11 protein-coding genes are annotated in these 13000 nt (G+C 71.0%); 8 read left to right on the plus strand and 3 right to left on the minus strand.

Annotation, left to right across the window (positions count from 1 at the left end; translation table 11 throughout):
- Positions 1–10: 10 nt before the first annotated feature.
- The 7 genes from ACQP1V_RS07395 (at position 11) to ACQP1V_RS07425 (ending at position 8567) form a co-directional block, all read left to right on the plus strand.
- On the plus strand, positions 11–1258 hold the full coding sequence (locus tag ACQP1V_RS07395; RefSeq protein WP_084258725.1) for an amidohydrolase: 1248 nt from the start codon (positions 11–13) through the stop codon (positions 1256–1258).
- Positions 1259–1680: 422 nt separating this feature from the next.
- A complete protein-coding gene (locus ACQP1V_RS07400) occupies positions 1681–2742 on the plus strand; it encodes a BMP family lipoprotein (RefSeq protein ID WP_433420156.1) in 1062 nt (353 codons plus the stop codon).
- A gap of 61 nt (positions 2743–2803) precedes the next feature.
- Positions 2804–4426, plus strand: a complete 1623-nt coding sequence (locus tag ACQP1V_RS07405) for an ABC transporter ATP-binding protein (RefSeq protein WP_433420159.1) — start codon at positions 2804–2806, stop codon at positions 4424–4426.
- The gene (locus ACQP1V_RS07410) at positions 4423–5550 is read left to right on the plus strand and encodes an ABC transporter permease (protein ID WP_433420162.1); all 1128 of its coding nucleotides are present in this window, start codon (positions 4423–4425) and stop codon (positions 5548–5550) included. Before ACQP1V_RS07405 ends, ACQP1V_RS07410 begins: the two co-directional genes overlap by 4 nt.
- Positions 5547–6818, plus strand: coding sequence for an ABC transporter permease (locus ACQP1V_RS07415; protein ID WP_433420165.1), 1272 nt, complete (start codon positions 5547–5549; stop codon positions 6816–6818). Before ACQP1V_RS07410 ends, ACQP1V_RS07415 begins: the two co-directional genes overlap by 4 nt.
- Entirely contained in the window at positions 6815–7213 is a 399-nt protein-coding gene (locus tag ACQP1V_RS07420) for a cytidine deaminase (protein WP_387408293.1), read from the plus strand. The genes ACQP1V_RS07415 and ACQP1V_RS07420 overlap by 4 nt, the downstream gene beginning before the upstream one ends.
- A 49-nt stretch (positions 7214–7262) precedes the next feature.
- Positions 7263–8567 carry a thymidine phosphorylase gene (locus ACQP1V_RS07425; protein WP_387408295.1) on the plus strand — a complete coding sequence of 435 codons (1305 nt, stop codon included), beginning with the start codon at positions 7263–7265 and terminating at the stop codon, positions 8565–8567.
- A 72-nt stretch (positions 8568–8639) separates the two neighbouring features.
- Here the strand turns inward: ACQP1V_RS07425 and ACQP1V_RS07430 are convergent, their stop codons facing one another.
- Entirely contained in the window at positions 8640–9041 is a 402-nt protein-coding gene (locus ACQP1V_RS07430) for a MarR family winged helix-turn-helix transcriptional regulator (RefSeq protein WP_433420169.1), read from the minus strand.
- Positions 9042–9142: 101 nt separating this feature from the next.
- Here ACQP1V_RS07430 and ACQP1V_RS07435 point away from each other — a divergent pair, with 101 nt between their 5' ends.
- Positions 9143–10576 carry an MFS transporter gene (locus tag ACQP1V_RS07435; protein ID WP_433420171.1) on the plus strand — a complete coding sequence of 478 codons (1434 nt, stop codon included), beginning with the start codon at positions 9143–9145 and terminating at the stop codon, positions 10574–10576.
- 36 nt (positions 10577–10612) lie between these two features.
- Here ACQP1V_RS07435 and ACQP1V_RS07440 read toward each other — a convergent pair whose 3' ends face one another.
- Entirely contained in the window at positions 10613–10792 is a 180-nt protein-coding gene (locus ACQP1V_RS07440) for a hypothetical protein (RefSeq protein ID WP_433420174.1), read from the minus strand.
- A gap of 204 nt (positions 10793–10996) precedes the next feature.
- Positions 10997–12865, minus strand: a complete 1869-nt coding sequence (locus ACQP1V_RS07445; RefSeq protein WP_433420176.1) for a hypothetical protein — start codon at positions 12863–12865, stop codon at positions 10997–10999.
- Between the last annotated feature and the right edge of the window lie 135 nt (positions 12866–13000).

A 13000-nucleotide genomic window follows, 5' to 3' on the forward strand; every position in this document is an offset into this window, starting at 1 on the left:
GGAAAGAGTTGTGACGATCTCATCGAGGCTCGCGCCCCCCGACAACGCGGAGGTTCCCCAGGGCGGCGACCTCGCCGGGCAGTTGACCGGCTTCCTGCGCGAGCACGGCGATGAGCTCATCGAATTCCGGCGCGACCTCCACGCCCACCCCGAGACCGCCTTCAACGAGCACCGCACCACGGAGAAGATCGTCCAGCGGCTGCTGGAGGCCGACCTGAAGCCGCGGATCCTCACCCGCGGCACCGGCCTGTGGGTGGACCTCGGCCGGGAGAGCGGCCCCACCGTGGCGCTGCGCGCCGACATCGACGCGCTGCCCATGGACGACGAGAAGGACGTGCCGTACCGCTCGACGGTGCCGGGCGCCTGCCACGCCTGCGGCCACGACGTCCACACGGCGACCGTCCTCGGCGCGGGGCTGTTCCTCGCCGCTCAGGCCGAGGCGGGCGCGCTGCCCGGGCGGGTCCGGCTGATCTTCCAGCCCGCCGAGGAGACGGCGAGCGGCGCGCTCGTGGTCATGCGCGACGGCGGGTTGAGCGACGTGGACCGCATCTTCGCGCTCCACTGCGACCCCCGGATCGACGTCGGGCACGTGGGCCTGCGCACCGGTCCGATCACCGGGTCGTGCGACAGCATGGCCGTCCGGGTCACCGGTCCCGGCGGGCACACCGCCCGCCCGCACCTCACGGTCGACCTCGTGTACGCACTGAGCAAGATCATCACCGAGCTGCCGGCCGCGCTGTCCCGCCGGGTGGACCCGCGCTCCAGCCTCAGCCTCGTGTGGGGCCAGATCGCGGCCGGTTCGGCGTTCAACGCCATCCCCGACGTCGGCGAGGCCAAGGGCACGGTCCGCTCGCTCGACGAGGAGGCGTGGCAGCAGGCGCCCGACCTGATCGCGTCGCTGGTCGACTCGGTGGCCTCGGCGTACGGCGTCGAGGCGGAGATCGACTATCGCCGTGGCACGCCGCCGACGGTGAACGAGGCGACCAGCATCCAGATGCTGCACGACGCGGTGGTCCAGATGGTCGGGGAGACGGCGGCGGTGCCGACCCCGCAGAGCCTCGGCGGCGAGGACTTCTCCTGGTACCTCGAGTCGGTGCCCGGCGCGCTGGCCCGGCTGGGCACCCGCGTCCCCGGCGCGGTCAACGAGGTCGACATCCACCGTCCTGAGTTCGACGTGGACGAGCGGGCGATCGGGGTCGGGGTCAAGACCCTGGCGGCCACCGCGCTCACCGCGCTGTGGGGCGACGGCGCCCGCTGACGGCCTTCCTGAACGTCCCGGTGGACGCCGCCGCGGACATCCCTGTGTGACTCGACGTGCCGGAGTGGGCGGACACCGCCGCTCCGGCACGTTTGTCTGGGTACGGCCCCCTGCCGCCGCCCCGACCCCTTCCGGCCCTTTCCCGGCCTTCTTCTCACACCGGCCACGACGTGCGAAAGCGCTGTCGCCACGGGTTCGATGATCTTGTGGTGAGGACCGGTGCCGAGTCCTCCGTGCGCCTCTCGGGATAGATCGAACTTACTCGCTGGTCACAAGGTGGCGAGAGGTGCATAACGGACAGGTTTCGGACTCGTGCGCCCATTTGGTCTATGCAGGTCAAACAACTATCTTCCGTGCAGGGTCGGCGCGCGTCGTGCGCGCGGGACCGGTTGGACGGCGGGACACGGAAGGGGAGTAACACCTTGCTCCGCAATCGAGTAAGCAAGCTGGCTGCCGCCACTGCTGCGGGCGCCATGCTCATGGCCGCCGCCGCGTGTGGAGGTAGTGACGCCAAGACCGAGACGGGCGCGAGCGCGTCGTCGGAGCCCGCCGCGGCGAAGGCCAAGGTCGGCCTGGCATATGACATCGGCGGACGTGGTGACCAGTCGTTCAACGACGCCGCCGCCGCGGGCCTGGACAAGGCCAAGGCCGAGTTCGGTCTCGAGACCAACGAGTTGGAGACCACTCCCGGCGAGACGGACGCCCAGAAGGAGGAGCGGCTGCGCCTGCTCGCCTCGACCGGGTTCAACCCGATCATCGCGGTCGGGTTCGCGTACTCCGGCTCCGTGAAGAAGGTCGCCGCCGAGTTCCCGGACGTCAAGTTCGCGATCATCGACGATGCCGACGCCACCGGCCCCAACGTCAGCAACCTGGTCTTCGCTGAGGAGCAGGGCTCGTTCCTGGTCGGCGCCGCGGCCGCGCTGAAGTCCAAGAAGGGCAGCGTCGGCTTCGTCGGCGGTGTCGAGGTCCCGCTGATCCAGAAGTTCGAGGCGGGCTTCGTGGCGGGCGCCAAGGCGGTCAAGTCGGACATCAAGATCCAGACCAAGTACCTGAGCCAGCCCCCGGACTTCACCGGCTTCAACGACCCGGCCAAGGGCAAGACCGCGGCCCAGGGCATGTACGACGCCGGCGCGGACGTGGTCTACCAGGCCGCGGGCGGCTCCGGCGGCGGTGTCTTCGAGGCCGCCAAGGACGCGGGCGCCATGGCGATCGGCGTGGACTCCGACCAGGCGAAGACGGCGGACAAGGCCGTCGCCGATGTCATCATCACCTCGATGCTGAAGAAGATCGACGTCGCGGTCTACGACTACCTCAAGAACTTCGTCGGCGGCAACGTCAAGGCCGGTGAGTCCCGGTTCGACCTGAAGGCGGGCGGCGTGGACTTCTCCACCACCGGCGGCAAGGTCGACGACATCAAGTCGCAGCTCGACGAGTACAAGAACAAGATCATCAACGGCGAGATCACGGTCTCCACGACCCCCTGACCTGCCGTCTTTCCGGGGGGCTCGGAGCCGACCGCTCCGGGCTCCTCGGCCTACCGTGCCTGTGACCCAGGCACTTCGTGTGGGGGAGGCCGCCATAACCACCGCAATCGCCACAGAACCCGCCGTTGAGCTGAAGGGGATCACCAAGAGGTTTCCCGGAGTCGTCGCGAACCGGGACATCTGCCTGAGCGTCACCAAGGGACACATCCACGCCGTCGTCGGTGAGAACGGCGCGGGCAAGTCCACGCTCATGAAGATCCTTTACGGCATGCAGCGCCCGGACGAGGGTGAGATCCGGATCGACGGGGCGGTCGTGAACTTCCACACCCCCGGCGACGCCATCGCCGCCGGGATCGGGATGGTTCACCAGCACTTCATGCTGGCCGACAACCTCACGGTCCTTGAGAACGTGATCCTCGGCAGCGAGCCGCGCAAGCTCGGCATCGCCATCAACTTCGGCCGGGCACGCAGGAAGATCAGGGAGATCTCCGACGCGTACGGCCTCGGCGTCGACCCGGACACGCTGGTCGAGGAACTCGGGGTCGGGGACCGCCAGCGGGTGGAGATCCTCAAGGTCCTCTACCGCGGCGCCCGGATCCTCATCCTCGACGAGCCCACCGCGGTCCTCGTGCCGCACGAGGTGGACGAGCTCTTCGACAACCTCCGGGTGCTGGTCCGCGAGGGCCTCACGATCCTGTTCATCTCGCACAAGCTCGACGAGGTGCTCAAGGTCGCCGACGCGATCACGGTGATCCGCCGGGGCACGACCGTGGCCAGCGTCGATCCCCGCGAGGTGACCGCGCGCAAGCTCGCCGAGCTGATGGTCGGCAGCGAACTGCCCAGCCCGGAGACCCGCGAGTCCACCGTCACCGACGTCGTCACGCTGGAGGTCTCCGGCCTCACGATGGCGGACCCGGGGGCCGGACCCGTCGTGAAGGGCGCCTCCGCCGAGGAACTGCGGGCAGCGGGTGTGCGCCTGCTGCTCGACGACATCTCGTTCACGATCCACAAGGGCGAGGTCCTCGGCATCGCCGGCGTCGAGGGGAACGGCCAGGCCGAGCTGGTCGAGGCCATCATGGGCATGCGCGCGATCAACGCCGGGACGGTCAGCCTGGCCGGCGCGGACATCACCGGCTGGTCCACGCTGAAGCGGCGCGAAGGCGGCATCGGCTTCATCCCCGAGGACCGGCACCGGCACGGCCTGCTGCTGGAGGCGCCGCTCTGGGAGAACCGCATCCTCGGCCACCAGACGCGTGAGCCGAACGTCAAGGGCATCTGGATCGACCGTGCGGGCGCCCGCAAGGACACCCAGCGGATCGTCGAGGAGTACGACGTCCGCACCCCCGGCATCGACGTGGACGCCGCCGCCCTGTCCGGCGGCAACCAGCAGAAGCTGATCGTCGGCCGGGAGATGAGTGGCGAACCGGCGCTGTTGATCGCCTCACACCCGACGCGGGGTGTGGACGTGGGCGCGCAGGCCGCGATCTGGGACCACCTGAGGAACGCGCGGGCCGCCGGCCTCGCCGTACTGCTGATCTCCGCCGACCTCGACGAGCTCATCGGCCTGTCCGACTCGCTCAAGGTCATCCTGCGGGGCCGGATCGTCGCCGACGTCGATCCCGCCTCCGTGACCCCCGAGCAGCTCGGCTCCGCGATGACCGGCGCCGGCGAGGAGACAGCATGAGTGGATTCATGGAACGCCTGACCGGGCGGGTGAAGCTCGACGGCGTGTTCGCGGTCGTCGCTCCGGTTCTCGCCGTCGTCTTCGCCGGCCTGGTGACGTCCGTCGTCCTGCTGATCGCGGGCAACTCGCCGGTGGACGCCTTCACGACCCTGATCGACCAGGGTTCCACGCCGCGCATCATCGTGCTGATCCTCAACACGGCGGCCGCCTACTACCTGTCTGCCGTCGCGGTGGCGGTCGGGTTCCGGATGAACCTGTTCAACATCGGCGTCGACGGCCAGTACCGGCTCGCCGCGCTCCTCGCCGCGGCCGTCGGCGGGGCGGGGCTGCTGCCCGGCGTGCTCAACAGCCTGCTGGTGGTCCTCGTGGCCGTGCTCGTCGGCGCCCTGTGGGCCTCGATCGCCGGTCTGCTCAAGGTGACCCGCGGCGTCAGCGAGGTCATCTCCACGATCATGCTGAACGCCATCGCCACCGGCCTGACCGGCTGGCTGCTGACCGCCGACCGGCTCGGTGTGCTGAACGGCAACGCGATCGGCACCAAGCCGATCCCCGAGGACGCGCACGCTCCCGGATGGGCGCTGATCCCCGGCACGCCGATGGAGGTCAACAGCTTCCTCGTCGTCGCGATCGTCGCCGGCATCGGGTACGCCGTGCTGCTCAACCGGACCCGGTTCGGGTTCGGCCTGCGCGCCACTGGCCGGTCGGAGCCGGCCGCGGTGGCGAGCGGGGTGAACGTCAAGCGCATGGTCATCAGCGCGATGGCCGTCTCGGGGGCGGTGGCCGGCCTCGTCGGCATGCCGGAGCTGCTCGGCGGCTCCTATGAGTACAGCCTGAACTTCCCGGCCGGGCTGGGCTTCACCGGTATCGCGATCGCCCTCCTCGGCAGGAACAACGCGGTCGGCATGGCCATCGGCGCCCTGCTGTGGGCGTTCCTTGACAGCTCCTCGAACGCGCTGCAGATTCTGCACATCTCCAAGGAGCTCGTCGACATCATGAAGGGCGTGATCGTGCTCTCGGTGATCATCGCGTACGAGCTGGTGCACCGGTATCGGATCGTCGCCGCGCAGCACCGGGTCAGCCGCGAGCTCGCCGCTCCGGCCGAGACGGAAGGGGCCGCCGCATGACCGCCACGGACGTCGCGGCGGAGAAGCCGGCGGCCGCGCCGCCGGCCCGCCGGTTCAGGCTGACCTTCCCCATCCTGCTGCTCGGCCTCGCCGCGCTGGTCATCCTCCTGTCGCTGGCCCGACTGCTGACCGGCGCCAACGACATCACCTCCGGCGGCACGATCAGCGCCGCGCTGGGCCTCGCCGTACCGATCGGTCTCGCCGGGCTCGGCGGCCTGTGGTCGGAGCGGGCCGGCGTGGTCAACATCGGCCTCGAAGGCATGATGATCCTCGGCACCTGGTTCGGCGCCTGGGGCGCGCTCCAGTTCGGCAACCCCTGGGCCGGGGTGCTCGCCGGGGCGATCGGCGGCGCGATCGGCGGCGCCGTTCACGCGCTGGCCACCGTGACCTTCGGCGTGGACCAGATCATCTCGGGTGTCGCGATCAACATCGTCGGCCTCGGCTTCACGCAGTACCTCTCCAAGCTGGTCTTCTCCCCGATGAAGGGCGGCGGCGCCAAGCAGTCGCCGCGGGTGCCGAACATGGGGACGTTCAACGTGCCGGGGATCGGCCAGCCGCTGCTGGAACTGCAGAACAAGCACTGGTTCCTGGTGTCGGACGTCGCCGGCGTCCTCCACGGGCTCACGCAGAACGTTTCGTACTTCACGATCCTGGCGATCCTGCTGGTGCCGCTGTCGTTCTACCTGCTGTGGCGTACGGCCTTCGGTCTGCGGATCAGGTCCTGCGGCGAGCGGCCGGTCGCCGCGGAGTCGCTGGGCGTCAACGTCTACCTGTACAAGTGGATCGCGGTGATCGTCTCCGGAGGGCTCGCCGGCCTCGGCGGGGCGTTCCTTTCGCTCGTCGCCGCCGGGATCTACCGTGACGGGCAGACGGGCGGGCGCGGTTACATCGGCCTGGCCGCCATGATCTTCGGTAACTGGCGGCCCGGCGGCCTGGCCGGCGGCGCGGCCCTGTTCGGCTACACCGACGCGCTCCAGCTCCGGCAGGGCGGTACCTCGGTGCACGCGCTGCTGCTCGTCGTCGCCCTGCTGCTCGCCGCCGTCGCAATCTTCCAGCTCGTACGGCAGCGCAGGAACCGGGCCGCCCTGGTGACCGGGATCGCGGCGATCGCGGTCTTCGCGGTCTTCGCGGTGACCGACACGGTCCCGGACGCGTTCACGTCGTTCACACCGCACCTGACTACGCTGCTGGTGCTCTCACTCGCCTCGCAGCGGCTGCGCATGCCGGCCGCCGACGGCGTTCCCTATCGCAGAGGACAGGCCAAATGACCAAGCCGACCATCGACTGGGACGCGCTGCGCGCCCAGGCGACCGAGGCCATGGCGCACGCGTACGCGCCGTACTCCAAGTTCCCCGTGGGCGCCGCCGCGCTGGTGGACGACGGGCGGGTGGTCACCGGCTGCAACGTCGAGAACGCGTCGTACGGCGTCGGGCTGTGCGCGGAGTGCGGGCTCGTGTCGGCGCTGCATTCGAGCGGAGGCGGGCGGTTGGTGGCGTTCACCTGCGTGGACGGGCACGGAGAGCTGCTGATGCCGTGCGGGCGCTGCCGCCAGCTCCTGCTGGAGCACGGCGGGTCCGAGCTGCTGGTCGAGACCCCGGAAGGCCCCTGGCGGCTGGCGGACCTCCTGCCGTTCGCCTTCGGCCCTGACGACCTGTCGCGATAATTCAGGACGTGCGGCTTACGTGGGGCCGTACGCGATATTGGGGGGAACCATGGGGTTCGACGCGATCGAGATCATCACCACCAAGCGGGACCGGCGCGAGCTGTCCACCGCCCAGATCGACTGGGTGATCGACGCGTACACCCGGGGCGGCGTGGCCGACGAGCAGATGTCCGCGCTGGCGATGGCGATCCTGCTCAACGGCATGAACCGCAGGGAGATCGCCGACTGGACCCTCGCCATGATCCGGTCCGGCGAGCGGATGGACTGGTCGGCGCTCGACCGGCCGACCGCCGACAAGCACTCCACGGGCGGCGTGGGCGACAAGATCACTCTGCCGCTCGCCCCGCTCGTCGCGGCGTGCGGCGCGTACGTGCCGCAGCTCTCCGGGCGCGGGCTCGGCCACACCGGCGGCACGCTCGACAAGCTGGAGTCGATCCCCGGCTGGCGCGCGTCGCTGTCGAACGACGAGATGCTGCACGTCATCCGCACCGCGGGCGCCGTCGTCTGCGCGGCGGGCAGCGGCCTCGCCCCGGCGGACAAGAAGCTGTACGCGCTGCGGGACGTCACCGGGACGGTCGAGTCGATCCCGCTGATCGCCTCGTCCATCATGTCCAAGAAGATCGCCGAGGGCACGGGTTCGCTCGTCCTCGACGTCAAGGTGGGCTCCGGCGCGTTCATGAAGAACGTGGACGACGCCCGCGAGCTGGCCGAGACCATGGTCGCGCTGGGCGGTGACGCCGGGGTCAGGACGGTCGCCCTGCTCACCGCGATGGACCGGCCGCTCGGCCGGGCCGTGGGCAACGCCCTGGAGGTCGCGGAGTCCGTCGAGGTGCTCGCCGGAGGTGGCCCCTCCGACGTCGTCGAGCTGACCGTACGGCTGGCCAGGGAGATGCTGGAGGCCGCCGCCGTACCGGGGGCCAAGGACCCCGAGCAGGCGCTCAAGGACGGCTCCGCGATGGACGCCTGGCGGCGGATGATCGGCGCCCAGGGGGGCGACCCGGACGCGCCGCTGCCCGTGGCGGCCGAGACGATGGACGTCGTCGCGCCGTCCTCGGGTGTGCTGCGCCGGTTGGACGCCCTCAGCGTGGGCGTGGCGGCCTGGCGGCTCGGCGCCGGGCGTGAGCGCAAGGAGGACGCCGTCTCCTTCGGCGCCGGGATCACCCTGCACGCCAAGCCGGGCGACACGGTGCGCGCCGGGCAGCCGCTGATGACCCTGCACGCCGACGAACCGGGACGGTTCGAGCGGGCGCTCGCCGTGCTTGAGGGCGGCTACGAGATCGGCGAGGTCGCCGACCCCGCCCTGTTCCCGCTGGTGATCGACCGCATCACCGAAGGGGACCTCGCCCGCGACTGACCCCTCACGCGTACGTGCGGCGAGCTTTCAGGACCGGCGCTCGCCGCACGTACCGGGCCCGAGGTGACGGCGTCAGCCGAGATGGGCCGTGAGGACCGCGAGATGAGTGGGGGCGGCCTCCGCGTGCCGCTTCCTACCCTCGTCGGTGAGCAGGACGAACACGCCCCGGCGGTCGGCCTCGCACATCGCGCGGGTGACCAGCCCTTCGCGCTCCAGGCGGGCGATCAGCCGGGACAGCGCGCTCTGGCTCAGATGGACCTCGTCGGCGAGCTCCTGCACGCGGAACTTCTCCTTGCCGCCCGTGTCACAGGTGGAGAGGCCCTCCGCCAGGTGATCCAGCACCTCGAACTCGCTCACGCCGAGGCCGTGCCGCTCACCCAGCTCGCGATCGAGTGCGCAGGAGACGGTGGCGTGCCGCGCGAGCAGCTCGCGCCACTTGTCGATGACGTCATTGCCGGTTTTGTGGCGAGCCATCCCAGCCTCCTTTTCGCGCGGAGCCTAGCACGGGCGAGCAGTGTATGCAAATGCATTAAATGCTTGTGCATTGAATGCAGATGCATGTAATGTCTCCCGCCATGACCTCATCCGGAACGAACGAGCGCTGGGGGGCGCCCCCGTGGGGTGCGCTCAGCGTTCTATGCGCAGTCGTCTTCCTCGACGCCCTCGACGTGTCGATGGTGGGCGTGGCGCTGCCCGCCATCCAGGCCGACCTCGGCATGTCCACCGCCGCCCTCCAGTGGGTCGTGAGCGGGTACGTGCTCGGCTACGGCGGCCTGCTCCTGCTCGGGGGCCGCACCGCCGACCTGCTCGGCCGCCGCCGGGTCTTCCTCGTCGCGCTGGCCGTCTTCGCCGTCGCGTCCCTGCTCGGCGGGCTGATGAACGACGGCGCGCTGCTGATCGCGGCGCGCTTCGTCAAGGGCATGAGCGCGGCCTTCACCGCCCCCGCGGCACTGTCGATCATCACCACGACCTTCGCCGAGGGACCGGCCAGGAACCGGGCGCTGAGCATCTTCACCGCCTGCGGCGCGAGCGGCTTCTCCCTCGGGCTCGTGCTCTCCGGCCTGCTGACCGAGATCGGCTGGCGCTGGACCTTCCTGATGCCCGTCCCGGTGGCGATCGTGGCCCTGGTCGCCGGCCTTCGGCTGCTGCCCCGCTCCGACGAGCGCGGCGAGGGCGGCCACGACATCCTCGGAGCGATCACGATCACCGCGGCGATGCTGCTCCTGGTCTTCACCGTGGTCCAGGCGCCGGACGTGCCGCTCTGGCGGACCGTGCTCTCCGCGGTCGCCGTGGCCGCGCTGTTCGCCCTGTTCGTGTGGCTGGAGCGCCGGGTCCGGCACCCGCTGGTTCGCCTCGGCATCCTGCGCTCCGCGCCGCTGGTCCGGGCCAACATCGGGCTCGTCATCCTGTTCGGCTCGTACGTCGGCTTCCAGTTCGTCGCCATGCAGTACTTCCAGAACCTGCTCGGCTGGTCGGCGCTGGAGACCGCGCTGGCGTTCCTGCCCGCCGGGCTGCTGGTCGCGGTCAGCTCGACCAAGATGGGCGACCTCGCCGACCGGTACGGCACCGGGCGGCTGATCGCGCTCGGCTCGGTCGCGCTGCTGGCGGGCTACGCGATGTTCCTGCGGCTGGACACGCACCCCAGCCTCGCCACCATGGTCCTGCCCGGGATGGCGCTGCTCGGGATCGCGTTCGGGCTCTCCTTCCCGTCGCTCAACATCCAGGCCACCAACGGGGTGTCCGACGACGAGCAGGGGCTCGCCTCCGGCCTGCTCAACACCTCCGGCCAGGTCGGCGGCGCGGTGGTGCTGGCCATCGTGACGGCGGTCCTGACCTCCGGCTCGACGGCCGACCCGATCGGCGCCTTCCGCTCGGCGATCATCGTCTCGGCCCTGTTCGCCCTGCTCGGCCTGGCCGTCGCGGTGAGCGGGCTGCGGCTCCGCTCCCGCTCCCGCTCCCGCTCCGGTACGGCGACCGCCGCCGCGGAGCAGGCCCTCGAAACGGTCTGACGGCGGGTGAGGGGCGCTCCACGGGGGAAGCGCCCCTCACGCGTGTTCTGGTCCTCCATCGCAAGGATCAGGATCGCGCCCGTTGCCTGCGAGCTGCCATCCCTGCGCCTCCTCGCGCAGGTGATGAACCTCGTCTTCGGACGCCTCTACGCCGCCGGCGGTTTCGATCGCACGCTCCAGGTGACCGCTCTCGCGCCACTTGCGATAGCTGCTCAATGGCTCATCTCCTTGCGCATGCTCGGCTCGCGCCACAACCGTCGGACGGACGTCTGTCATCGGGGTTGCGTCCACGATCGTCCCGTGGCCGCCACTCGATTCGCACCGGCATCCTGCTGAATGCCTACCTTCCGGCCCAACCGCACACCCTGCCGCGAGGCGGAGCGAGTCCAACCGCCACGGGGCGAAACATTGCCTGGTGCGTCACTGGGACTCGTTCAGCGCGCCCAGGGCCCAGTGGGGGCGGGCCTCGGCCCGGCCGTCGAGAGCGATGCCGCGGAGACGGCACGACCGCACCTCGACGGCCGTCGCGGACGAGACGCGGTCGCTCTTCCTGGACGAGGGGCCGGTCTCGACGACCACCTCGCGCGCGCCTCCCCAGCCGTGGACGCGGCGGACCTCGGTGCCCGGCGGCAGCGAGGCGAGGCAGCTCCCGCGGACCCGGCCCGCGACGGCGTCCACGATCGCCACCCGGACCGCGGTGGCCCTTCCCGGGCGGGCGACCTCGGCGACCACCGCCAGGGTGCGCCCGCTGGGGGACGCGACGGCGGCCACGGGCAGGTCGGGGGCGAGCAGCGGGCCGTCCAGGCGCATCCGGTTCAGTACCCGGCCGTTCGGGCGCATCCGCACCAGATCGACCGGCCTCCCGCCGCCGACCTGGCCGACCGTGCCGGTGACCGTGCCGTCGTCGGCCACCGCGAGGACGTGGAGCCTGCGTGGCAACGTCCAATTGTGGCGCCTGGTGAAGTCGCGCACCCGGGTCGGCCGGGCCCGCCCTCCGGTGCCGAACCCGGCCGCCACCCACCGACCCGACGGTGAGATCGCCAGCGACGTGTCTTTGGTGAGGCGCTGTCCGACCTCGACGAGCTCGCTTTCCTCCGGCACCGAGTGCCGCCGGTCGATGATCACGAAGTCCGACCAGGAGGTGTTGTAGTACGCGATGTTGTTCCCGTCCGGGGTGATCGCGAGCAACTGGTTTCCGCCGGGATCGGTCCTGACGCCCGCGTCGTAGATCACGTACTGTCGCCCTTCGGCGGTGACCACTCGCCACTCGTAGCACCGGCCCTCCTCGGTGTCGTCCACCAGGCAGCGGGCCCGGTAGGCGTACCGGATGGGGGCGTCCACCGTGGAGGGGAGGGCGTCGCCGGACGAGTCGTCCTCGTCCGATGTCGCGTACGGGCCCTCGGTGGTGCGGTCGGACGCTTCGTTGGCCGCGCTGATCAGGGAGGTCGCGCCGAAGACCACGGGCACGATCACGAGGGCGGCCACAACCACGGAGACGCCGGTGACGAGGCGGCCGCGGGTGGAGCGGCGCCGCCGCGCGGTCCCCGCGACCTGGTCGAAGACGTCGCCCATGGGCGGCATCTCGGAGGCGAGGGCGTCCAGCGCGCGGCGCAGCGCCTCGCCCTCCGGGCCGAGGTCCGCGGCTCCGGTGGGGGGCGCCGCGGCGCCTCCGCCGGACCAGGGGAGCACCGACGAGGGCACCGAGGTCCAGGAGTGCTGCCGGGGCGCCTCCTGCTCCTGCTCCGGCGTCGGCGGGGCCCAGGTCGTGGCCCACCCGCCGGTGCCGGGCTCGGGCTCTGGCACGGACTCCTTCTCGGGTGCCGTGAGACCCGGGACGTGGGCGCGCAGCTCCGCGACGGCCGCCGCGATCTCGGCCCGCGCTGTCCCCGGATCGGTACGGCACAGCGCGGCGGCCTCCGCCTCCGGCACCCCCTCGTGGAAGCGCGCCACGACCAGCGCGCGGCGCGACGACGGCAGCGCCCCCAGGGCGTCCCTGAACGTCGGCGCGGCGGCGCTGAGGCCGTCTGAGCTCTGGGCGGCCGGCTCCGTCCGGCCGCCGGCCCACGTCAGGAAGGACGCGAAGAGCCCCCGGCGGGCCGAGTCGGTGGGCTTGGCCCAGCGGACGGTGGGCCAGGTGAGAGCGATCCTGGTCAGGACGTCGACCACGAGGGTCCGCGCGCTCCACCGGTCCCCTGTGAGCAGCAGGGCCGTACGCGCCAGCGGCTGGGCCTGGTCGGCGACGAACGCGTCGAACCCCTGCAGCCGGCCCAGGTCGCCCTCGGAGCTCATCGCTGCCCTCCACTGTGCTGGGCGAATAGATGCGGATATTTCGCAATGTGAGACCCGGTACGGCGGCCACATTAACGGAGATCCGAACTCCGGGCCCGGCGCATGCGTCTAATCAGGTGGCACGCAATCGCATCC

Source organism: Microtetraspora malaysiensis (assembly GCF_050947145.1).
GTDB lineage: Bacteria > Actinomycetota > Actinomycetes > Streptosporangiales > Streptosporangiaceae > Microtetraspora_A > Microtetraspora_A malaysiensis.